16 protein-coding genes are annotated in these 21,434 nt (G+C 72.4%); 3 read left to right on the top strand and 13 right to left on the bottom strand.

Annotated elements, in window-relative coordinates; all coding sequences use genetic code 11:
- Positions 1–83: 83 nt before the first annotated feature.
- Positions 84–1,511, bottom strand: coding sequence for a pyruvate kinase (pyk, locus tag ABD353_RS14700; protein WP_344624017.1), 1,428 nt, complete (start codon positions 1,509–1,511; stop codon positions 84–86).
- 411 nt (positions 1,512–1,922) lie between these two features.
- On the opposite strand from pyk, the gene ABD353_RS14695 reads away from it, so the two are divergent.
- Positions 1,923–3,737, top strand: a complete 1,815-nt coding sequence (locus tag ABD353_RS14695; protein ID WP_344624016.1) for a bifunctional metallophosphatase/5'-nucleotidase — start codon at positions 1,923–1,925, stop codon at positions 3,735–3,737.
- 54 nt (positions 3,738–3,791) lie between these two features.
- Here ABD353_RS14695 and ABD353_RS14690 read toward each other — a convergent pair whose 3' ends face one another.
- Together ABD353_RS14690 and ABD353_RS14685 are read right to left on the bottom strand one after the other, a co-directional pair.
- A complete protein-coding gene (locus ABD353_RS14690; RefSeq protein ID WP_344624015.1) occupies positions 3,792–5,162 on the bottom strand; it encodes an aminotransferase class III-fold pyridoxal phosphate-dependent enzyme in 1,371 nt (456 codons plus the stop codon).
- Between the two features lie 84 nt (positions 5,163–5,246).
- On the bottom strand, positions 5,247–5,468 hold the full coding sequence (locus ABD353_RS14685) for a DUF6296 family protein (protein ID WP_344624014.1): 222 nt from the start codon (positions 5,466–5,468) through the stop codon (positions 5,247–5,249).
- Positions 5,469–5,622: 154 nt separating this feature from the next.
- On the opposite strand from ABD353_RS14685, the gene ABD353_RS14680 reads away from it, so the two are divergent.
- Both ABD353_RS14680 and ABD353_RS14675 read left to right on the top strand, forming a co-directional pair.
- A complete protein-coding gene (locus tag ABD353_RS14680; RefSeq protein ID WP_344624013.1) occupies positions 5,623–6,546 on the top strand; it encodes a hypothetical protein in 924 nt (307 codons plus the stop codon).
- Between the two features lie 81 nt (positions 6,547–6,627).
- Positions 6,628–7,137 carry a GNAT family N-acetyltransferase gene (locus ABD353_RS14675; protein ID WP_344624012.1) on the top strand — a complete coding sequence of 170 codons (510 nt, stop codon included), beginning with the start codon at positions 6,628–6,630 and terminating at the stop codon, positions 7,135–7,137.
- A gap of 56 nt (positions 7,138–7,193) precedes the next feature.
- Here the strand turns inward: ABD353_RS14675 and ABD353_RS14670 are convergent, their stop codons facing one another.
- The 10 genes from ABD353_RS14670 to ABD353_RS14625 form a co-directional block, all read right to left on the bottom strand.
- Positions 7,194–8,036 carry an alpha/beta fold hydrolase gene (locus ABD353_RS14670; RefSeq protein ID WP_344624011.1) on the bottom strand — a complete coding sequence of 281 codons (843 nt, stop codon included), beginning with the start codon at positions 8,034–8,036 and terminating at the stop codon, positions 7,194–7,196.
- 64 nt (positions 8,037–8,100) lie between these two features.
- The gene (locus ABD353_RS14665; RefSeq protein WP_344624010.1) at positions 8,101–9,558 is read right to left on the bottom strand and encodes an aldehyde dehydrogenase family protein; all 1,458 of its coding nucleotides are present in this window, start codon (positions 9,556–9,558) and stop codon (positions 8,101–8,103) included.
- Positions 9,559–9,626: 68 nt separating this feature from the next.
- Positions 9,627–10,493: a helix-turn-helix domain-containing protein gene (locus tag ABD353_RS14660; RefSeq protein ID WP_344624009.1), complete on the bottom strand. Its 867-nt coding sequence runs from the start codon at positions 10,491–10,493 to the stop codon at positions 9,627–9,629.
- A gap of 298 nt (positions 10,494–10,791) precedes the next feature.
- Complete coding sequence (locus tag ABD353_RS14655) at positions 10,792–12,252, bottom strand: glutamate synthase subunit beta (RefSeq protein WP_344624008.1); 1,461 nt, start codon at positions 12,250–12,252, stop codon at positions 10,792–10,794.
- A complete protein-coding gene (gene gltB, locus ABD353_RS14650) occupies positions 12,245–16,840 on the bottom strand; it encodes a glutamate synthase large subunit (protein ID WP_344624029.1) in 4,596 nt (1,531 codons plus the stop codon). Before gltB ends, ABD353_RS14655 begins: the two co-directional genes overlap by 8 nt.
- A 482-nt stretch (positions 16,841–17,322) precedes the next feature.
- A complete protein-coding gene (locus ABD353_RS14645) occupies positions 17,323–18,063 on the bottom strand; it encodes a VIT1/CCC1 transporter family protein (protein WP_425555157.1) in 741 nt (246 codons plus the stop codon).
- Between the two features lie 220 nt (positions 18,064–18,283).
- Entirely contained in the window at positions 18,284–19,216 is a 933-nt protein-coding gene (gene lgt / locus ABD353_RS14640; RefSeq protein ID WP_344624007.1) for a prolipoprotein diacylglyceryl transferase, read from the bottom strand.
- A 96-nt stretch (positions 19,217–19,312) separates the two neighbouring features.
- Positions 19,313–20,146: a DsbA family protein gene (locus ABD353_RS14635; RefSeq protein ID WP_344624006.1), complete on the bottom strand. Its 834-nt coding sequence runs from the start codon at positions 20,144–20,146 to the stop codon at positions 19,313–19,315.
- A gap of 110 nt (positions 20,147–20,256) precedes the next feature.
- Complete coding sequence (locus tag ABD353_RS14630) at positions 20,257–20,772, bottom strand: MauE/DoxX family redox-associated membrane protein (RefSeq protein ID WP_344624005.1); 516 nt, start codon at positions 20,770–20,772, stop codon at positions 20,257–20,259.
- Between the two features lie 180 nt (positions 20,773–20,952).
- The gene (locus ABD353_RS14625) at positions 20,953–21,219 is read right to left on the bottom strand and encodes a hypothetical protein (protein WP_344624004.1); all 267 of its coding nucleotides are present in this window, start codon (positions 21,217–21,219) and stop codon (positions 20,953–20,955) included.
- Between the last annotated feature and the right edge of the window lie 215 nt (positions 21,220–21,434).

Below are 21,434 nucleotides of genomic sequence, written 5' to 3'. Positions count from 1 at the left end.
CCGGTGCGCCGTCGGGGTGTTCGCAGCGCCGGTGTGACGGTGCGGCCCCCGCCGGGGCGGGGGCCGCGGGTGAACGGGCCGCCTCAGTTGTCGAGTTCGCCGACGTGGTGGACGCGGACGAGGTTGGTGGATCCGGCGAGGCCGGGGGGCGAGCCGGCGGTGATGACGACGATGTCGCCCTTCTTGCAGCGGCCGAGGCCGATGAGTTGGGCGTCGACCTGGGCGACCATCTCGTCGGTGGTGGGGACGAACGGGCCGAGGAAGGTCTCCACGCCCCAGGTGAGGGCGAGTTGGCTGCGGACGGCGGGTTCGTAGGTGAAGGCGAGGACGGGGATGGGCGAGCGGTAGCGGGTGAGGCGGCGGGCGGTGTCGCCGCTCTGGGTGAAGGCGATGAGGTACTTGGCGTGCAGGAAGTCGCCGATCTCGGCGGCGGCGCGGGCGACGGCGCCGCCCTGGGTGCGGGGCTTGTTGCGGTCGGTGAGCGGGGGGAGGCCGGCGGCGAGGACGTCCTCCTCGGCGGCCTCGATGATGCGGCCCATGGTGCGGACGGTCTCGACGGGGTACTTCCCGACGGAGGTCTCGCCGGAGAGCATGACGGCGTCGGTGCCGTCGAGGACGGCGTTGGCGACGTCGGAGGCCTCGGCGCGGGTGGGCCGGGAGGCGTGGATCATCGAGTCGAGCATCTGGGTGGCGACGATGACCGGCTTGGCGTTCCGCTTGGCGAGCTTGATGGCGCGCTTCTGGACGACGGGCACCTGCTCCAGGGGCATTTCGACGCCGAGGTCGCCGCGGGCGACCATGATGCCGTCGAAGGCGTCGACGATGGCGTCCAGGGCGGCGACGGCCTGCGGCTTCTCGATCTTGGCGATGACGGGGAGCCGGCGGCCCTCCTCGTCCATGATGCGGTGGACGTCCTCGACGTCGCGGCCGCTGCGGACGAAGGAGAGGGCGACGACGTCGGCCCCGAGGCGGAGTGCCCAGCGCAGGTCGTCGACGTCCTTGTCGCTCAGCGCGGGCACGGAGACGGAGATGCCGGGGAGGTTGAGGCCCTTGTGGTCGGAGACGAGGCCGCCCTCCAGCACGGTGGTGCGGATGCGGGGGCCGTCGACGGCGGTGACCTGGAGGCAGACCCGGCCGTCGTCGACGAGGACGTGCTCGCCGGGGAGGACGTCCTCGGCGAGGCCGGCGTAGGTGGTGCTGCAGAGGTCGCGGGTGCCGGGGACGTCCTCGACGGTGATGGTGAACTCGTCGCCGCGTTCAAGAAGTACGGGACCGTCGGCGAAGGTGCCGAGCCGGATCTTCGGGCCTTGGAGATCGACGAGGATGCCGACGCTGCGGCCGCTCTCGTCGGCGGCCTTGCGGACCCGGTGGTAGCGCTCCTCGTGTTCGAGCTGGGAGCCGTGGCTGAGGTTGAACCGGGCGATGTCCATGCCGGCCTCGACCAGGGCCTTGATCTGGTCGTACGAGTCGGCGGCGGGCCCGAGTGTGCAGACGATTTTTGCTCGGCGCATGCCTGTAGAGCGTAGGGATTACCGGGGCGTAACAACGGTGTTCCGGCGGGCTGCCTTGCGGCTGTTGCAGAAAGTTTTGATTAACAAACTGACACAACGTGAGCTTTGGCGCTGTGAGATCGAATTGGCGTCCGAAGCGGTCGCCGCCGACCTGCGGGAACGCGGCGGGCGGCCGGGGCCGGCGGCCCGGAGGGTGAGCCGGGCGGCAGCGGGTTGACGGTGTGTCGGTCCGGTGGCGGACCGGTCGCGGTCATGTCGGGGTCACCGACATCTCACCTGTCCGCAACGTCGGGGGGCTGTCGCGGCGGGCGTTTTGGCGGCAGACTTCTACGCGCGTTTCTCTACGCGCGTCACCACCGGTCGGCAGCACCGCGGCCGACCGTCCGTCACCGCCCCACGCTGGAGTCCTCCATGCCCCTGAACCGCCGTGAGTTCGTCTCGCGCTCGGCCGCCACCGCGGCCGGTGCCGCCCTGGCCGGCGGCCTGCCGGTCGTCGCGGCCGCCCCCGCCGCCGCGGCCCAGGGCGCGGACGCCCGCAAGGCCCCGCAGAAGCAGGGCTTCACCGTGATGGGCACCACCGACCTGCACGGCCGGGTGCTCAACTGGGACTACTTCACCGACGCCGAGTACGACGACAAGGCGCACAACGACGTCGGCCTCGCCAAGATCTCCACCCTGGTGAAGCAGGTCCGCGAGGAGAAGGGCTGCCACCGCACCCTGCTGATCGACTCCGGCGACACCATCCAGGGCACCCAGCTCGCCTACTACTACGCCCGCATCGAGCCGATCACCGCCAAGCGCCCGCCGCGCCACCCGATGGCCGCCGCGATGAACGCCATCGGCTACGACGCCGCCGCCCTCGGCAACCACGAGTTCAACTACGGCATCCCGCTGCTGCGCGCCTACGAGGAGCAGCTGGACTTCCCGCTGCTCGGTGCCAACGCGCTGTACGCCAAGAACGAGCGGCCCGCCTTCGAGCCGTACGTCATCAAGGAGATGCACCTCGGGCACGGCCGCCCGCTGCGGGTCGGCATCCTCGGCCTGACCAACCCGGGCATCGCGATCTGGGACAAGGCCAACGTCTCCGGCAAGATGGTCTTCCCGGGGATCGTCGAGGCGGCGAAGAAGTACGTGCCGCGGATGCGCGCGGCTGGCGCGGACGTCGTGGTGGTCTCCTCGCACTCGGGTGCGGACGGCGCCACCTCGTACGGCGACCAGCTGCCCTGGGGCGAGAACGTGTCGGCGCAGCTCGCCGAGGAGGTGCCGGGCGTCGACGCGGTGCTGGTCGGCCACGCGCACAAGGAGATCCCGCAGCGGCTGGTGGTGAACAAGCAGACCGGCAGGAACGTGGTGCTGTCCGAGCCGCTGTGCTGGGGCCAGCGGCTGACCTGCTTCGACTTCGAGGTGGAGTTCTCGCACGGCTCCTGGCAGGTCACCTCGGTCAGCTCGCGGGTGCTGAACTCCAACACCGTGCCGGAGGACCCGGCGATCGTGAAGCTGATCGCGGGCCAGCACAAGAAGGTGGTGGCGTACGTCAACCAGGTGATCGGCACCTGCAAGACCGAACTGTCCATCGCCGAGGCGCCGTTCAAGGACGTGCCGATCATCGACCTGATCGGCCGGGTGCAGGCCGACACGGTGAAGGCGGCGCTGGCGTCGACCGAGTACGCGAACCTGCCGGTGCTGGCGCAGGCGGCGCCGTTCAACCGCACCGCGGTCATCCCGGCGGGCGACGTGCGGCTGCGCGACGCGGCGGGGCTGTACATCTACGAGAACACCCTGGAGGCGCGCATCCTGACCGGTGCGCAGATCAAGGACTACCTGGAGTTCTCGGCGCGGTACTTCGCGCAGCTGGCGCCCGGTGCGCCGGTGGACCTGGGCACGCTGACCAACGCCGGTTCCACCCCGGACTACAACTACGACTCGGTGTACGGCGTCTCGTACGACATCGACGTGGCGCAGCCGGTGGGTTCGCGGATCGTCGGCCTGTCGTTCAACGGTGCGCCGATCGACCCTGCCGCGCAGTTCGTGCTGGCGGTGAACAACTACCGTGCGGGCGGCGGCGGCAACTTCCCGCACGTGGCGGCGGCGAAGCAGGTCTGGTCGAACTCGGACGAGATCCGCAACACCATGATCGCCTGGGTGAAGGCCAAGGGCGTCATCGACCCGGCGGACTTCGGCGCGGTGTCCTGGCGCCTGGTCCGCGCGGGCGTGCCGCTGTTCTAGGGACGGGTCGGGCCACGGGGGCGCGGGAGACCGCGCCCCCGTGTGCTGCCGGCCTCAGGCCGCGCACATCTCGTCGAGGAAGGCGTCGAGGACGCCGAGGTAGGTGTCGACGTCGGCGGTGTCGTGGGCGAATCCGGCGTGCGGGCCGGAGGATCCGATGGCGTCCCAGACGCCGCGGTTGGCGAAGTAGACCCGTCGTGCGTCGGTGAACAGCGGGTCGAGGCCGGCGTGCGCCTCGCGGGCGTTGCGGGGCAGTTCCGGTTGCAGGCAGTAGCCGGAGCGGGCGCCGAACCGGTGGGCGCGCCAGGGCAGTCCGCGGCTGCGGGCGGCGGCCTCGATGCCGTCGGCGAGGCGTTCGCCGAGTCGGGCGATCCGCTCGTGCTCGGCCGGGGTCATCAGTTCGGTGAGGACGACCTCGGCGCAGGCCAGCGAGAGCGCATTGGCGAACAGCGTGCCGCCGAGGGCGAGCCCGACGGTGTCGCCGAGTTCGTCGGCGAGCTGGGCGGCGACCAGGTCGGCGAGGTCGTCGGTCATGCCGAGGGCGCCGATCGGGATGCCGCCGCTGATGCCCTTGCCGCCGGTGACCATGTCGGGGGCGATGCCGTAGTGGGTGACGGCGCCGCCGTAGTGGTCGAACTGGGTGTGGGTCTCGTCCGTCACCAGCAGCGTGCCGTGGCGGGTGCAGGCCTCGCGCAGCCCGGGCAGGAAGCCGGGTTCGGGCAGGACGGTGCCGCAGTTGGTGAGCACGCCCTCGATCAGCACCGCCGCGCAGCCGCGGCGGCTCAGGACCCGTTCGGTGGCGGCGAGGTCGTTGAAGTCGACGACGGCGACGGCCGGCGGCGCGGCCAGTCCGGTGGCCTCCGGAACCGGTCCGGTGCCGTCGTCGGTCCAGAGCGTCTCCTGCAGTTGGCCGTGGTACTTGCCGGCGAACAACAGCACGCCCTGCCGGCCGGTCGCCGCGCGGGCGATCCGCAGCGCTTCGGTGTTGGCGTTCGACGCGGAGAGGCTGAACTGCCACTGCGGGAGGCCGAAGCGCAGCCGCAGTTGGTCGCAGACGGCGAGCGCGGACTCGGTCGGCAGGAACAGTTGGACGCCGCGGGCGGCCTGGGCGGCGACGGTCTCGGTGAGCCGGGGGTGCGCGTAGCCGAGGACGGTCGACATGTCGCCGACGTTGAAGTCGAGGTAGCTGTTGCCGTCGACATCGGTGAAGGACGGTCCGGCGCCGTGGGCGACCCACAGCACCGGGGTGCGGTAGAAGCCGGCCATCCACTGCATGGGCACGCCGCCGGGCATCCGGGTGCGGGCCCGGGCGGTCAGGGCGAGCGAGCGGGGCACGCGCGCCCGGAAGGCGGCGTCCTCGCGCTCGCTGATCGCCGTGAGGGCGCGGCGCTGCCCGGCGTCGAGGGCGGGGGTTGCGGGGTCCATCGGCGTCCCCTTCGTGCGCGCGGCCGCGGTGCCCGCCGGGCCGGCCGGGGCGGGCGCGGCGGGCCGGGGCCGTACGGGTTCGGGTCAGGCGCGGCGGTGGACGGTGGACGGCGGGGTGAGTTCCTGGCGGCCGCCGGTGGCGAGCATCCGGACCTCGTCGCGGTCGCTGATCTCGGCGCGGACGATGCCGCTGTCGTCGGTGTACACCGGGTGCCCACCGGGGCCGAGGGTGCCGGTGGGACGAACCACCACGATGTCGTCGGTGTCCTGGCCGGGGTGCGGGAAGGACAGCTCGTACTCGGTCATGGGGCACCTCCTCGGGCCGCGCGGATGCGGGACCGCTCACCAGTCTCGCGCCCCGGGGCGGTCCGCGCGCCCCGGGAGCGGGAGCGGAACCCGTCGGCGGGCCGCTGCGTCCCACTGCCGTTCGGTTGGTTCGTACCGGTAGGGGGTTTCTCGGATGCGCAGGGGTGTGGTGGCGGCACTGCCGGCATTGCTGGTGGCGTGTGCGCTGGCGGGCTGCGGCAGCACGGTGGTGCGCGGCGGCCCGCAGGAGGGCGGCGCGACGGCGGACGGGCCCGCGCGGCAGCGGGCGGCCGAGGTGGCGGCGGCGTGGCCCGGGTCGGCGCAGGAGAAGGTCTGGAGGTCGGGCTACTACCCGGTGGGTGTGCCGGCGGAGTGGCTGCCGCAGGACGCGTTCCACAGCGGTGCGGACAAGGACGCGTACCAATCCGGGCGGCTGGTGCTGGCGGGCGGGCTGCCGCAGACGTTCTCGGGGCTGGCGCAGGTGCGGTGGGCGGACGGTCCGCAGCTGACGCTGCCGCTGCGGTCGGCGGATGCGGTGTTCCGGTCGCTGACGGAGGGCAGGCCGGGGTGCAACGGAGGCTGTGAGCGGCCGCTGAAGGTGACGGGCGCGGAGCCGGGGACGCGGGAGGTGTCGACCAGCCGCGGGCGGGCGGAGATCCCGGTGTGGCGGTTCCGGATCGCGGGGTACGCCGATCCGTTCACCTATCCGGCGGTGGAGTCGCAGCAGCCGCCGTCCGGGCCGGCGAAGGAGGTGCCGGGGGCGCGGCCGGCGTCGTTCTCGTCGGTGTCCGCGGACGGGCGGACCGTGACGGCGGGGGTCGCGCACGGCAGCTGCGAGCGGGTGGAACGCACCGAGGCGTACGAGACGGGCGCGGCGGTGGTGCTGATCGCCCGGGTGCGGTCGACGGTGCAGCCGGGGACGGTGTGCGACCTGGCGGCGCACATCTCGCCGGCGCAGTTCCGGCTGGCCGGCCCGCTGGACGGCCGGGTGGTGCTGGACCTGGCCACGGGCGCGCCGCAGGTGCCGACGGGGGCCGTGGACGGCGGTCCGGCACGCGGCCAGGACGGCGGCCAGTAGCGGACCGTTCCCGGGCCCTGGCAGCGGCGAGCCCGGCGGGGGCAGGATCGGATCCTCTGCGAGAAGGGGCGGTGGTTCTTCGTGTGGCGTACCGAGCGGCTGGTGCTGCGGCTGTGGGAGGCCGGGGACGCGGCGCGTGCCCTGGACCTGTACGGGCGGTGGGAGGTCGCCCGGTGGCTGGGGGCGCAGCCGCGGGTGCTCGCCGACGAGGCGGAGGCGCTGGCGCTCGTCGAGCGCTTCCGGGGACGGTCGGCGGACCCGCGGTTCGGGGTGTGGGCGGTCGAACGGGCCGACACCGGGGTGGTGGCGGGCTCGGTGCTGCTGGTGCCGCTCCCCGACGGGGACGGCGAGGTGGAGGTGGGGTGGCACTTCCACCCGGACTCGTGGGGGAACGGCTTCGCCACCGAGGCCGCGCGGGCCGCGGTGGCGAAGGGCTTCGCGGACGGCCTGCCGGAGATCCGGGCGGTCGTCCGCCCGGGCAACGCCCCCTCGGCGGCGGTCTGCCGCCGCCTCGGCATGACCCTCCAGGGCCGCACCACCCGCTGGTACGGCACCGAACTGGACGAATTCCTCCTCACGGCAGGCGACTAGCCGCCTGGGTGCCCCCACGCGCCCCTGAGGGCTGCCCCCTGGTGGTTGGGCAGCCCTCAGGGGGTGGCCCGGGCGGCCAGTCGGGTGAGGGTGTCTTCGGCGGTGGCGAGGACGGAGATGTGGCCGTCGTCGGGGCGGGTCCGCAGGTCGGCGGTGGGGATGCGGTCGGCGAGCCAGCGGCTGTGGGCGGCGGGGACGATGCGGTCGCGTTCGCCGTGCACCAGCAGGACGGGTGTGCGGATCCGCCCGGGGTCGAAGCCCCAGGGGGCGGTGTAGGCGAGGTCGTCGTCGATCAGTGCGGCGGGGCCGGCGGCGACGGCGGGGCCGACGACGGTGTCGAACCAGGACCAGACGCCGTGCAGGGCGGCGAGGTCACCGGGGGTGAACTCGCAGTCGTAGTCGGCGCCGTGGTCCCGCTGGTGGCGTTCCTTGGCGGCGCGGCCAGCGGCGGCGGCCCGCAGCGAGGCGACCCCGGAGTCGGTCATTCCGGCGTACCAGTCGAGGCCGTCGGCGCCGTACGGGGCGAGTCCGGCGACGGAGGCGGCGGCGAGGACGCGGTCGGGCAGCAGGGCGGCGCAGGCGAGGGCGTGCGGCCCGCCGCCGGAGTGGCCGAGGACGGCGAAGCGTTCGATGCCGAGGCTGTCGGCGAGGGCGGCGGTGTCGGCGGCCGCGGAGGCGACGTCCCGGCCGGGGAGGGGTGTGGAGCCGCCGTAGCCGGGGCGGTCGTAGGAGACGAAGCGGATGCCGAGCCGGGCGGCGGCGGGCAGCAGGGGTGCGGGCGGTGTGCCGAGGTTGGGGGTGCCGTGGTGCCAGACGACGGTGAGCGGGGCGTCGGCGGGCCCGGTGTCGTAGGAGCGGAGGGTGCGGCCGTCGGGCAGGGCGAGCTGATGGTCCGTCATGGCGCGGACGCTACCGGCCGGGGCCGACAACGGGCCCCGGCCGGTGGTGCGCCGGGCGGGATCGTCAGAACGGGAAGCGGCTGCGGCCGTGCTGGATGGAGATCCACTTGACGGTGGTGAAGGCCTCGACGGTGGCGTCGCCGTTGAGGCGGCCGACGCCGGAGTTCTTCTCGCCACCGAAGGGGATGATCGGCTCGTCGGCGATGGTGCCGTCGTTGATGTGGATCATGCCGGTCTCGATCCGCTGGGCGAAGCGGACGCCGCGCTCGATGTCGCCGGTGTGGACGGCGCCGCTGAGGCCGAACGGGGTGTCGTTGGCGATCTCGACGGCCTCGTCGTCGCCGTCGAAGGGCACCACGACGACGACCGGGCCGAAGATCTCGCGGCGCAGCACGGGGGCGTCGTGCGGGACGCCGGTGAGGACGACCGGGTCCATCAGGGTGCCGACGGTGGTGCCGCGGAGCAGGACCTCGGCGCCGCCGGCGACGGCCTCGTCGACCTGGGCGGTGATGGCGTCGGCCTGGGCGGAGTTGATGAGCGGGCCGATGTCGGTGGCCGGGTCCTGGGGGTCGCCGACGGTGAGGGTGCGGATCTTGGCGACGAACCTGGCGGTGAACTCGTCGAGGACGGAGCGGTCGACGAGGACGCGGTTGGCGGCCATGCAGACCTGGCCCTGGTGGGCGAACCGGCTGAAGACGGCGGCGTCGACGGCGTAGCCGAGGTCGGCGTCGTCGAGGACGACGAGGGCGCTGTTGCCGCCGAGTTCGAGGACGGTGCGCTTGAAGTGGGAGGCGGCGACGGTGGCGACGTGCCGGCCGACGGCGTCGGAGCCGGTGAAGGCGATGACCTTGGGGACGGGGTGCTCGATGAAGGCGTCGCCGATCTCGGCGATGTCGGTGAGGACGACGTTGAGCAGGCCTGCGGGCAGGCCGGCGTCCTCGAAGAGCTTGGCGATCAGGGTGCCGCCGGTGATCGGGGCGTCCTGGTGGGGCTTGAGGACGACGCCGTTGCCGAGGGCGAGGGCGGGGGCGACGGCCTTGAGGGAGAGGAACAGCGGGAAGTTGAACGGGCTGATGACGCCGACGACGCCGACCGGCAGGCGGTAGAGCCGGTTCTCCTTGCCGTCGACCGGGGAGGGCAGGATGCGGCCCTCGGCGCGCAGCGAGAGCTGCATGCACTCGCGGAGCATGTCCTTGGAGAGGGAGATCTCGAAGGCCGCCTTGAGGCGGGTGCCGCCGAGCTCGGCGATGATCGTGTCGGTGATCTCCTGCTCGCGGTCCTCGATGAGGCGCAGGACGCGTTCGAAGACGAGGCGGCGGGCGTACGGGTTGGTGGCGGCCCAGGTGCGCTGGGCGCGCTGGGCGGCCCGGTACGCCTGGTCGACCTCGTCGGCGGTGGCGACGGTGATGGCGGCGAGCTTCTCGCCGTCGTAGGGGTTGATGTCGACGATGTCCCACGAGCCGCTGCCGGGGCGCCACTGGCCGTCGATGTACTGCTGCGACAGTTCCGTGAAGTGAGACATCCGCTGCCTTTCGGTGAGGTCCGCCCTCGCGACCGGATTTGACGGAACCTCATCCTACTGACCGACGATCAGATGTCCTGGAGAACGGAGCGGAGAAGGGTCAGTGAACGCTCGGGAGAGAGGCTGGCCTCGCTGAGCCGACGCAGCGCCGCGGCGTACTCGGCGACCTCGGTCGGCCGGTCCAGGTAGAGGGCGCTGGTGAACTGCTCCAGGTAGACGACGTCGGGCAGTTCGGACTCGGTGAAGCCGAGGACGGAGAACGCGCCGGCCTCGGCGCCGGGCAGGTCGGTGCCGAGCGGCACCACCTGCAGGGTGACCTCGGGGCGGGCGGCGGCCTCGATGAGGTGCCGGAGCTGGCCGCGCATCACCTCCGGTCCGCCGCAGGGGCGGCGCAGGGCGGCCTCGTCGATGACGGCGTGCAGGGCGGGGGTGCGGCCGCCGGCGAGCAGTTGCTGGCGGCGCATCCGGACGGCGACCCGGCGGTCGACCTCCTGCGCGGTGGCGTGGTGCCGGCCGAGCAGGACGACGGCGCGGGCGTACTCCTCGGTCTGCAGCAGCCCGGGGACGAACTGGATCTCGTAGCTGGCGATCGAGGCGGCGGCCTCCTCCAGGCCGAGGTAGGTCTGGAACCAGGTCGGGACGACGTCCTCGTAACCGTGCCACCAGGAGACGGCGTTGGCCTCGGCGACGAGGCCGAGCAGGGTGGCGCGCTCCTCGCCCCGGTCGAGGCCGTAGAGGGTGAGCAGGTCGGCGACGTCGCGTTCCTTGAAGCCGACCCGGCCGAGCTCCATCCGGCTGATCTTCGACTCGGACGCGCGGATCGAGTAGCCGGCCTCCTCGCGGGTCACGCCGCGGGCCTCGCGCAGCCGCCGCAGCTGGGAGCCCAGCAGCAGCCGGTGCGCGGTCACCCCGCCGCCCGTGTGGAGCATGCTCATCGCGCCGACCTCCGTGTCCGGTGGGGCAGTTGCCCGTCGGGCGCAGTCTGCCACCAGGGTCGGACAGCGGGAAGGGCGCGCCACGCCGCTCCCAGCCGATTGCCAGGAAAGTCGTGGAGTGCACGCCAGGTGCGGGCCGTCGGCATGCCGACGACGGGCGGCGGACGGGCCGGAACAGCAGGCAGCGCCTGCCCCCAACTGGTCGGGGAGTGGGCAGGCGCTGCAACCGCAGGGTCCCGGCGGCTCTGGCGGGTCGCGGTGTTACTGCAGCCGGAGTTGTCTCCGGTCGTGCGGGGTGTCAGACCACCAGGGGGCGGTCCGTCGGGCGGATCGGGGCGGGCAGCGGGGTCTTGCCGCCGAGGTACTTGTCCACCGCGGCTGCGGCGGAGCGGCCCTCGGCGATCGCCCAGACGATGAGCGACTGGCCGCGGCCCGCGTCACCGCAAACGTACACGCCCTCGACGTTGGTGGCGAACTTGCCGTCACGGGCGACGTTGCCGCGGGCGTCCAGCTCGACGCCGAGCTGCTCGACCAGGCCGTTCTTGACGTCGGTGCCGGTGAAGCCCATGGCCAGGGTGACGAGCTGGGCCGGGATGGCGCGCTCGCTGCCGGGCACCTGCTCGAACTTGCCGTCCTTGAACTCGACCTCGACGAGGTGGAGCTGCTGGACGTTGCCGTCCTCGTCGCCGCTGAAGTGGGTGGTGGAGACGGAGTAGATCCGCTCGCCGCCCTCCTCGTGCGCGGAGGTGACCTTGTAGGTCATCGGCATGGTCGGCCAGGGCTGGTGGCCGGGGCGCTCCTCGCCGGGGCGCGGCATGATCTCCAGCTGGGTGACCGAGGCCGCGCCCTGGCGGTGGGCGGTGCCGACGCAGTCCGCGCCGGTGTCGCCGCCGCCGATGACGACCACGTGCTTGCCCTTGGCGCTGATCGGGGAGTCGACGTAGTCGCCCTCCTGCACCTTGTTGGCGAGCGGCAGGTACTCCATGGCCTGGTGGATGCCGGCCAGCTCCCGGCCCGGGACGGGCAGGTCGCGGGCGGTGGTGGCGCCGGCCGCGACGACGACCGCGTCGAAGCGCTCGCGCAGCTGCTGGCCGGTGATGTCCTCGCCGACGTGGACGCCGGTGCGGAAGCGGGTGCCCTCCGCGCGCATCTGCTCGATGCGGCGGTTGATGTGCCGCTTCTCCATCTTGAACTCGGGGATGCCGTAGCGCAGCAGGCCGCCGATGCGGTCGGCGCGCTCGTACACGACCACGGTGTGGCCGGCCCGGGTGAGCTGCTGGGCGGCGGCCAGGCCGGCCGGGCCGGAGCCGACGACGGCCACGGTCTTGCCGGACAGGCGCTCCGGGACCTGCGCGGCGACGCCGCCGCGGTCCCAGGCCTTGTCGATGATGGTGACCTCGACGTTCTTGATGGTCACCGCGTCCTGGTTGATGCCGAGGACGCACGCCGACTCACAGGGCGCCGGGCAGAGGCGGCCGGTGAACTCCGGGAAGTTGTTGGTGGCGTGCAGGCGCTCGATGGCGCCCGTCCAGTCGTCCCGGTAGGCCAGGTCGTTCCACTCGGGGATGAGGTTCCCGAGCGGGCAGCCGTTGTGGCAGAACGGGATGCCGCAGTCCATGCAGCGGCCGGCCTGCTTGGTGATGATCGGCAGGAGGCTGCGCTCGACGTAGACCTCGTTCCAGTCCCGCAGACGGACGTCCACGGGACGGCGCTCGGCCAGCTGCTTCGGGGTGGTCAGGAAGCCCTTCGGGTCAGCCATGTGCCGCCTCCATCATCTTGCGAGTGGTCTCGGACTCGGAGAGCCCGTCGCGCTCAGCGGCATCCTTGGCGGCGAGCACAGCCTTGTAGTCGGTGGGCATGATCTTGGAGAAGCGGGAGACGCCGCCGCCCCAGTCGGCGAGGAGCTCGGCGGCCACGGTGGAGCCGGTCTCCTCGTAGTGCTGCTGCACGGTCTCGCGCAGCCAGTCGCGGTCCTTGGCGTCGGGGGCCTCGATGCCGACCATGCCGCCGTTGACGTTGGCCGGGCGCAGGTCGAGGACGTACGCGATGCCGCCGGACATGCCCGCTGCCAGGTTACGCCCGGTCTCGCCGAGGACGACGACCCGGCCGCCGGTCATGTACTCGAGGCCGTGGTCGCCCACGCCCTCGACGACCAGGGTGGCACCGGAGTTGCGGACGGCGAAGCGCTCGCCGGCCTTGCCGCGCAGGTGGACGCGGCCGCTGGTGGCGCCGTAGCCGATGGTGTTGCCGGCGATGACGTGGTTCTGCGCGTCGGCGCCGATGGCCGCGGCGTCGCGGGCCGGGCGGACGACGATGACGCCGCCGGACAGGCCCTTGCCGACGTAGTCGTTGGCGTCGCCCTCCAGGCGCAGGGTCACGCCCTTCGGCACGAAGGCGCCGAACGACTGGCCGGCGGAGCCGGTGAAGGTCACGTCGATGGTGCCCTCGGGCAGGCCCTCGCCGCGGTACTTCTTGGTCACCCGGTGGCCGAGCATGGTGCCGACCGTGCGGTTGACGTTGCGGATCGGCAGCTGGATCCGGACGGCCTCGCCGCGCTCCAGGGCGTCCTCGGCCAGCTCGATGAGCTGGTTGTCGAGGGCCTTGTCGAGCGAGTGGTCCTGCACGGTGGTGTTGTGCAGGGCCGCGCCCTCCGGCAGCTCGGGCACGTGGAACAGCGGCGCCAGGTCGAGGCCGGCGGCCTTCCAGTGGCCGATCGCGGCCTGGGCGTCGATGTGCTCGGCGTGGCCGACGGCCTCCTCGATCGAGCGGAAGCCCAGCTCGGCGAGGATCTCGCGGACCTCCTCCGCGATGAACTCGAAGAAGTTCACCACGAACTCCGGCTTGCCGGAGAAGCGGTCGCGCAGCACGGGGTTCTGGGTGGCGACGCCGACCGGGCAGGTGTCCAGGTGGCAGACGCGCATCATGATGCAGCCGGAGACCACCAGCGGGGCGGTCGCGAAGCCGAACTCCTCGGCGCCCAGCAGGGCGGCGATGACGACGTCGCGGCCGGTCTTCAGCTGGCCGTCGGTCTGCACGACGATGCGGTCGCGCAGGCCGTTCAGCAGCAGGGTCTGCTGGGTCTCGGCGAGGCCGAGCTCCCAGGGGCCGCCCGCGTGCTTGAGCGAGGTCAGCGGCGAGGCGCCGGTGCCGCCGTCGTGGCCGGAGACCAGCACCACGTCGGCGTGCGCCTTGGAGACGCCCGCGGCGACGGTGCCGACGCCGACCTCGGAGACCAGCTTCACGTGGATGCGGGCCTCGGGGTTGGCGTTCTTGAGGTCGTGGATCAGCTGGGCCAGATCCTCGATGGAGTAGATGTCGTGGTGCGGCGGCGGGGAGATCAGGCCGACGCCCGGGGTGGAGTGCCGGGTGCTGGCGACCCACGGGTACACCTTGTGGCCGGGCAGCTGGCCGCCCTCGCCGGGCTTGGCGCCCTGGGCCATCTTGATCTGGATGTCGTCCGCGTTGACCAGGTACTCGCTGGTGACGCCGAAGCGGCCGGAGGCGACCTGCTTGATCGCGGAGCGGCGCTCCGGGTCGTACAGGCGGTCCGGGTCCTCGCCGCCCTCACCGGTGTTGGACTTGCCGCCGAGGCGGTTCATCGCGATGGCGAGGGTCTCGTGCGCCTCGCGCGAGATGGAGCCGTACGACATGGCGCCGGTGGAGAACCGCTTGACGATCTCGGAGACCGGCTCGACCTCGTCGATCGAGATCGGGGTGCGGTCCTTGGCGTCCAGCTTGAACAGGCCGCGCAGCGTCATCAGGCGCTCGGACTGCTCGTTCACCCGGGAGGTGTACTGCTTGAAGATGTCGTACCGCTTGTTGCGGGTGGAGTGCTGCAGGCGGAAGACCGTGTCCGGGTCGAACAGGTGCGGCTCGCCCTCGCGGCGCCACTGGTACTCGCCGCCGATCTCCAGCGCGCGGTGCGCGGCCGGGATGCCGGAGGCCGGGTACGCCTTGGCGTGGCGGGCGGCGGTCTCCTTGGCGATCTCGTCCAGGCCGATGCCGCCGAGCTTGGTGGTGGTGCCGGCGAAGTAGCCGTCGACCAGCCCCTGGGAGAGGCCGATCGCCTCAAAGACCTGGGCGCCGCGGTACGAGGCCACGGTGGAGATGCCCATCTTCGACATGACCTTGAGCACGCCCTTGCCGAGCGCCTTGATCAGGTTCTTGATGGCCTTCTCGGGCTCGACGCCCTGGATGAAGACGCCCTGCGCGACCAGGTCCTCGACGGACTCCATCGCCAGGTACGGGTTGACCGCGCCGGCGCCGTAGCCGACCAGCAGCGCGACGTGGTGCACCTCGCGGACGTCGCCGGCCTCGACGATCAGGGACACCTGGGTGCGCTGCTTGGTGCGGATCAGGTGGTGGTGGATCGCGGAGGTGAGCAGCAGCGACGGGATCGGCGCGTGCTCGGCGTCCGAGTGGCGGTCGGAGAGGACGACGATGCGGGCGCCGTCGGCGATCGCGGCGTCGGCCTCGGCGGCGATCTCGGCCAGGCGGGTGGCGAGGCCGGCGCCGCCGGTCGACACCTTGTAGAGGCCGGACAGCGTGACGGCCTTCAGGCCGGGCTGGTCGCCGTCGGCGTTGATGTGGATCAGCTTGGCCAGCTCGTCGTTGTCGATCACCGGGAAGGTGATGCCGACGGAGCGGCAGTGCGAGGGCTGCGCGTCGAGCAGGTTGCCCTCGGGGCCGAGGTTGCTCAGCAGCGAGGTGACGAGCTCCTCGCGGATGGCGTCCAGCGGCGGGTTGGTGACCTGCGCGAAGAGCTGCACGAAGTAGTCGAACAGCAGGCGCGGCTTCTCGGAGAGCGCGGCGATCGGCGAGTCGGTGCCCATCGAGCCGAGCGCCTCGCCACCGGTCTTGGCCATCGGCGCCAGGATGACGCGCAGCTCCTCCTCGGTGTAGCCGAAGGTCTGCTGACGGCGGGTCACCGAGGCGTGGGTGTGGGCGATGTGCTCGCGCTCGGGGAGCTTGGCGAGCTGGATCTGCCCGGCGGCGACCCACTCCTCGTAGGGGTGCTCGCCGGCGAGGGCGGACTTGATCTCCTCGTCCTCGACGATGCGGCCCTCGGCCGTGTCGACCAGGAACATCTTGCCGGGCTGCAGGCGGCCCTTCTTGACGACCCGCTCCTGCTCGATGTCGAGCACGCCGACCTCGGAGGAGAGGACGACGAGGCCGTCCTCGGTGATCCAGTAGCGGGCGGGGCGCAGGCCGTTGCGGTCGAGGACCGCGCCGACCTGGGTGCCGTCGGTGAAGGTGACACAGGCCGGGCCGTCCCAGGGCTCCATCAGGTTGGAGTGGTACTGGTAGAAGGCGCGGCGGGCCGGCTCCATGGTGGCGTGGTTCTCCCACGCCTCCGGGATCATCATCAGCACGGCGTGCGGCAGCGAGCGGCCGCCGAGGTGGAGCAGCTCCAGGACCTCGTCGAAGGAGGCCGAGTCGGAGTGGTCCGGGGTGCAGATCGGGAAGATCCGGTCCAGGCCCCGGCCGTTGGCGTTCGCGGGGATGAGGTCGGTGGCGAGCTGGGACTCGCGGGCGGTCATCCAGTTCCGGTTGCCCTTGACCGTGTTGATCTCGCCGTTGTGCGCGACGAAGCGGTACGGGTGGGCGAGCGGCCAGCTCGGGAAGGTGTTGGTCGAGAACCGCGAGTGCACCAGGCCGACGGCGGAGGCGTAGAGCCGGTCCGACAGGTCGGGGAAGAAGGGCTCCAGCTGGCCGGTGGTCAGCATGCCCTTGTAGACGATGGTGCGGGCGGACAGCGACGGGAAGTAGACGCCGGCCTCGCGCTCGGAGCGCTTGCGGACGACGAAGGCGATCCGGTCGAGCTCAATGCCGGCCTTCTCGCCGTGCGACACGAAGAGCTGGCGGAAGCGCGGCATGACCGAGCGGGCGGTGGCGCCGAGCAGGTCCGGGGTGACCGGGACGTCGCGCCAGCCGAGGACGGTCAGGCCCTCCTCGGCGGCGACGGCCTCGACGGCCGCGACCGCGGCGGCGTCGGCGGCGTCCTCGTCGGGGAGGAAGGCGATGCCCACCGCGTAGGAGCCGGCGGCCGGCAGTTCGAAGGAGACCTTGCTGCGCAGGAAGGCGTCCGGGACCTGGGTCAGGATGCCCGCGCCGTCACCGGAGTCCGGCTCGGCGCCGGTGGCGCCGCGGTGCTCCAGGTTGCGCAGGACGGTCAGCGCCTGGTCGACGACAGTGTGGTCGGCGATGCCGGTCAGCGTGGCGACGAAACCGACGCCGCAGGCGTCGTGCTCGTTCCGCGGGTCGTACAGGCCCTGAGCAGCAGGTCGCGCATCCGGAACGAGCGCGTACGGGCGGCTGGCCTGCGCGGGCTCGTTGGCGGAGTGCATGGATGCAGACAGCATCGGCTCTCCCGTCGTCGTCTTGTGGCTTGGGAGCACACCGTCCGGCCGGGGGGCCGGAGGGGCTTGGTGCATTAAGGGACGACGTTGGCCCTCTGCGAATTTTCGTGCAGGTTACATGATGCCGGACATCTTGCGAAGTGGAACAAGGCGTCCACATGGCGGACATAACCCGCAGGTCAGCGGCGGTTACCGGCTAGTAGGACCGGCCCGGCGCAACGCGCAACGGTGCGCGTGTTTCCACCAGTGTGCCCAACGGTCGCGCGGGTGAAACAGAGCCGAAACGCCCTGGCCATGCACGCGCGCGCACTGCTCCTGCGATTCCATCCCGCACGACCGAGTGCCGGGATGGAATCGAGGGCCGGAAGCCGCCGCGGAGAGCGTAGAACAGGCATGGACCACCGGCCCATGTGTGGAACGTCACGCACCGCTCGGCATATCCATGCGGCGCGCTGTGGCATCGCACGAGGTCAGCCGAGCTGTCCACCGATGAGCCGGCCCAGCAGGAAGGTCAGTCCGGCGGCCGCACCGCCCAGCGCCAGCTGCCGCAGGCCGCTGAACCACCAGCTGCGCGCGGTCACCCGGGCGACCACGGCGCCGCACAGGAACAGGCCCAGCGCGGAGGCGATCAGCGCCGGCCAGAGCGCCGTCGCGCCCAGCAGGTACGGCAGCAGCGGCAGCAGCGCGCCCAGCGCGAAGCAGCCGAACGAGGAGGCGGCCGCGACCAGCGGCGAGGGCAGGTCGTCGGGGTCGACGCCCAGCTCCTCGCGGGCGTGCACGGCGAGGGTCTTCTCGGGGTCTCGGGAGAGCTGCCGGGCCACCTCGTGCGCCAGCTCCGGCTCCACGCCCTTGGCCACGTACAGCTGGGCGAGTTCGGCGAGCTCGCCGTGCGGGTTGCGGCGCAGCTCGATCCGCTCGGCCTCGATCTCCGCCTCCACCAGCTCGCGCTGGGAGGCGACCGAGGTGTACTCCCCCGCCGCCATCGAGAAGGCGCCGGCGGCGAGGCCGGCGAGACCGGTGAGGAGGACGGCGCTGCGGCCGGCGTCCCCGCCGACCACGCCGCTCACCAGGGCGAGGTTGGAGACCAGGCCGTCCATCGCGCCGAAGACGGCGGGCCGCAGCCAGCCGCCGTTCACGTCGCGGTGGTGCCCGTCCTCCGGGATGCGCGGCATCGGCTCCTCGGTGGCGGTCGGGTGTGTCACGGTGCTCATGGGTCAGGCCCCCCTGTCGGACGTCCCCCCTGCACAGCCGGGCACGGCGCCGTCGCCATGGGCCTGGGCAGGGTTGCCCGCAGGGCTCTACGGGTTCGAACGTAGCCCGTTGACCTGCGACTTTCCAGCAAAGTAAGGCTGTCCGAACATGCCGGCGGCCGCCCTCCACACGGGGTGGCGGGCGGCCGTCGGGCGGGCGTTCCGGCAGGTCAGACGGGGATCAGGCCGGCTGCTCCGGGGCGGCGTCGGCCGGCGAGGCGGTGCGCTCGGCGCCGCGGGTGCTGTCCGAGGAGCGGGACGGACCGTCCTCGGCCGCCTCCGCGCGGGCCGCCGGGTCGATGGAGTCCGGTGCCTCCCGGCCGGGGCGCAGCCGCGCGGACACCACCAGGTAGGCCACGGCGGCCACGAAGACCACGATCGAGGTCCAGTCGTTGAGGCGCAGGCCCAGGATGTGGTGCGCCTCGTCGATGCGCAGGTACTCGATCCAGAACCGGCCCACGGTGTACGCGGCGACGTACAGGGCGAAGGCCCGGCCGTGGCCGAGGGTGAAGCGGCGGTCGGCCCAGATCACCAGCAGGGCCACGCCGACGCACCAGAGCGACTCGTACAGGAAGGTGGGGTGGAAGACGCCCTCGATCACGGTGCCGTCCGACTCCACCTTGTGGATCTCCAGGCCCCAGGGCAGCGTGGTCGGCTTGCCGTACAGCTCCTGGTTGAACCAGTTGCCCCAGCGTCCGAAGGCCTGGGCGAGGGCGATGCCGGGCGCGATGGCGTCGGCGTAGGCGGGCAGCGGCACGCCGCGGCGGCGGCAGCCGATCCACGCACCGACCGCGCCGAGCGCGATCGCACCCCAGATGCCGAGGCCGCCCTCCCAGATCTTGAAGGCGTTCCACGGGTTCTTGCCGTCGCCGAAGTACAGCTGGTGATCGGTGATCACGTGGTACAGCCGGCCGCCGACCAGGCCGAAGGGCACGGCCCAGACGGCGATGTCGCCGACGGTGTGCTTGGCACCACCCCGGGCGACCCAGCGCTTGCTGCCGAGCCAGACCGCGACGACGACGCCGATGATGATGCAGAACGCGTAGGCGCGCAGCGGGACCGGCCCCAGGTAGAGGACGCCCCGCGACGGGCTCGGGATGTATGCGAGATCCATGGCAGGGTCGACGCTACCGTGTCCCGGCCGCCGGATCGGCACCGGCGCGGGTCACAGCTTCCGAACGGTCGCGGGGCGCCCGGGTCGGGCGGCCGGTCAGGGGGTGGCCGCGGCGCTCGTGGCCTGGGCCGCGGGCGATCCGGTGGTGCCGAGCTTCTTGCCCTGGTTGGCCTCGTCGACCCACTTCACGAGGTTCTCCGGGGAGATCTGCTCGTCGCCCTTCTTCGGGTAGATCGGGGTGCCGTTCAGCGTCAGGGTCGGCGTGGACTTGAAGCCGGACTTGTCGAAGTCCTGCTGGACGGCGGAGACCCAGTCGCCGTACTTGTTGTCGTTGACGCAGGCCCGGAAGGCCGGGGTGTCCAGGCCGGGGGCCTGCTGGGCGAGGTCGATCAGGGCCGCCTTGTCGCCGTAGGTGTCGGCGGTCTCCGGCGGCTGGTTCTTGTAGAGGACGTCGTGGTAGGCGCGGAACTTGCCGGCGTCCTGCGCGCAGGCGAGGGCGTTGGCGCCGTACTTGGAGCCCTTGCCGCCGAGCGAGCGGTCGATGAACGACACGATGTGGTAGTTCACGGCGAGCTTGCCCGCGTCCTCCAGCTCGTTAACGGTCTGGGCGAAGGCCTGCTCGAAGCTGCCGCAGGCGGGGCAGCGCGGGTCCTCGTAGACGGTGAGCACGGAGGGGGCGTCGGCGGCGCCGGAGGGGATGACGAGGTTCTTCTCGCCGATGGTGCCGGTGGGGGCGGCGGTCGGCGTCTCCGGCGTGGAGCGCTCGTTCTGCACGATCACACCGGTGACGACCGCGGCGGCGATCACCGCGACCGCGACGCCGGCGACGATCAGCTGCTTCTTGCGGCGGCCACGGGCCTCGTCGGCGGCACGCTGCTGCAGCATGCGCTCGCGGGCTGTGCGCTTTCCTTCTCGGTTCTTGTCGCTCATGGGTGCTGTTTCCAAGGCCGTGTCCGGGTCGTCGGAGGGATGCGGGGTGTCCGCGGGGTCGGGGGTGCGGGCGCAGGTCGGGGGCCGTGCGGGGGCGGCGCGGGTCGGTGTCAGGCGGCGAGCCAGGAGTCGACGGAGAACTTCGTCCTCGGCCGGAAGACCAGCCAGAGGGCGAGCAGCAGGAAGCCGGTGTCGCGGAGGATCTCCCGGAAGTACTCCGTCTTGGACGCGTCGACCGTGCCGCCGCCGCCGAAGCATCCGCAGTCGATGGAGATGCCGCGGGCCCAGGCCGAGGCGATGCCCGCGATGAAGGTGAGCAGCAGCAGGGCGGAGACCGCGGCGACCAGCCTCGTGCCGAGGCCGATCAGCAGCAGCAGGGCGAGTGCGAGCTCCAGGAACGGCAGGCCGTAGCCGACCGGCTTGACCAGGGACTCGGGCAGGATCTCGTAGGCGCGGACGGCCTGGGCGGCCTCCGCCGGGTCGGAGATCTTGGCGAGCCCGGCCCAGCCCCAGACCACGGCGAGCCCGAGCCGGGCGGCCAGGCCGATCCATTCGGCGGCGGGCCCGGAGAGCAGCCGGCGGAGCCCTCCGTCGGCGTGCGGCCGGATCGTCTGCGGACTGGCCATGGCTCTCCCCCTGGGCATGTGCGGCTCCGCACGGCGCCGCGCGGCGCTGTACGGACTCGGTGCGGCGGGCCGCGGCGGGCGGCCCCTGACGGATGAACCGTAGAGGAAGAGGTACGGTTCCTCCGCATTAGCGAATTAAGCCGAAAGGGTGAGATTTTCGCTGCTGATGTCCGGCTTGTTCTAACGGGTCTGACGATCCGTCCGGCCGCAGCGGCCGCCCGGCGTGTCGGGGCCGGCGGACGGACGGCCGTGGTGGCCCGCCGCCGGGCCGTCGAGCTCGGCGAGGCCCGCCGCGGCGGCGGTGCAGGGCTGCTCGGCGCGGTCGGCCTGTTCGGCACCGCGTCTGGCCAGCGCCTCCCCCGCCGAGGTCTGCACCGCGAGGGCCGCGCCGAGCGCGAGGGCGGCGCCCGCCGCACGGATCAGGACGGCGCGGTGCAGGAACGGCACGGGCGGGCCTCTCGACGGTCTGGGCGGTTGCAGGGTGCACGAACCACGGAGTGCGGACGGCACCCTCAACCCGTCCCTCCGCTCAACGCGGGTCAATCGCGCGCGATGCGCACAGGGCCCGCTCTCCACTCGTCCGGGTGAACCGAACGCGCAACGGGAGCACTCCGGGAGGCGCCCGGGAACGCCGGCGGCCCGCCGCCTCGGGCGAGGCGGCG

It is taken from the genome of Kitasatospora arboriphila (assembly GCF_039528095.1).
GTDB lineage: Bacteria > Actinomycetota > Actinomycetes > Streptomycetales > Streptomycetaceae > Kitasatospora > Kitasatospora arboriphila.
The sequence above is the reverse complement of the archived record's forward strand: the minus strand, read 5'-3'. Positions and strand labels throughout refer to the sequence as shown.

Bases quoted from the DNA above. Each gene is read 5' to 3' on its own strand.
- ABD353_RS14660 (WP_344624009.1), bottom strand. From the start codon at position 10,493: ATGAGCATGCTCCACACGGGCGGCGGGGTGACCGCGCACCGGCTGCTG.
- ABD353_RS14665 (WP_344624010.1), bottom strand. From the start codon at position 9,558: ATGTCTCACTTCACGGAACTGTCGCAGCAGTACATCGACGGCCAGTGG.
- ABD353_RS14645 (WP_425555157.1), bottom strand. From the start codon at position 18,063: ATGAGCACCGTGACACACCCGACCGCCACCGAGGAGCCGATGCCGCGC.
- ABD353_RS14695 (WP_344624016.1), top strand. From the start codon at position 1,923: ATGCCCCTGAACCGCCGTGAGTTCGTCTCGCGCTCGGCCGCCACCGCG.
- ABD353_RS14690 (WP_344624015.1), bottom strand. From the start codon at position 5,162: ATGGACCCCGCAACCCCCGCCCTCGACGCCGGGCAGCGCCGCGCCCTC.
- ABD353_RS14655 (WP_344624008.1), bottom strand. From the start codon at position 12,252: ATGGCTGACCCGAAGGGCTTCCTGACCACCCCGAAGCAGCTGGCCGAG.
- lgt (WP_344624007.1), bottom strand. From the start codon at position 19,216: ATGGATCTCGCATACATCCCGAGCCCGTCGCGGGGCGTCCTCTACCTG.
- gltB (WP_344624029.1), bottom strand. From the start codon at position 16,840: ATGCACTCCGCCAACGAGCCCGCGCAGGCCAGCCGCCCGTACGCGCTC.
- ABD353_RS14630 (WP_344624005.1), bottom strand. From the start codon at position 20,772: ATGGCCAGTCCGCAGACGATCCGGCCGCACGCCGACGGAGGGCTCCGC.
- ABD353_RS14670 (WP_344624011.1), bottom strand. From the start codon at position 8,036: ATGACGGACCATCAGCTCGCCCTGCCCGACGGCCGCACCCTCCGCTCC.
- pyk (WP_344624017.1), bottom strand. From the start codon at position 1,511: ATGCGCCGAGCAAAAATCGTCTGCACACTCGGGCCCGCCGCCGACTCG.
- ABD353_RS14685 (WP_344624014.1), bottom strand. From the start codon at position 5,468: ATGACCGAGTACGAGCTGTCCTTCCCGCACCCCGGCCAGGACACCGAC.
- ABD353_RS14680 (WP_344624013.1), top strand. From the start codon at position 5,623: ATGCGCAGGGGTGTGGTGGCGGCACTGCCGGCATTGCTGGTGGCGTGT.
- ABD353_RS14635 (WP_344624006.1), bottom strand. From the start codon at position 20,146: ATGAGCGACAAGAACCGAGAAGGAAAGCGCACAGCCCGCGAGCGCATG.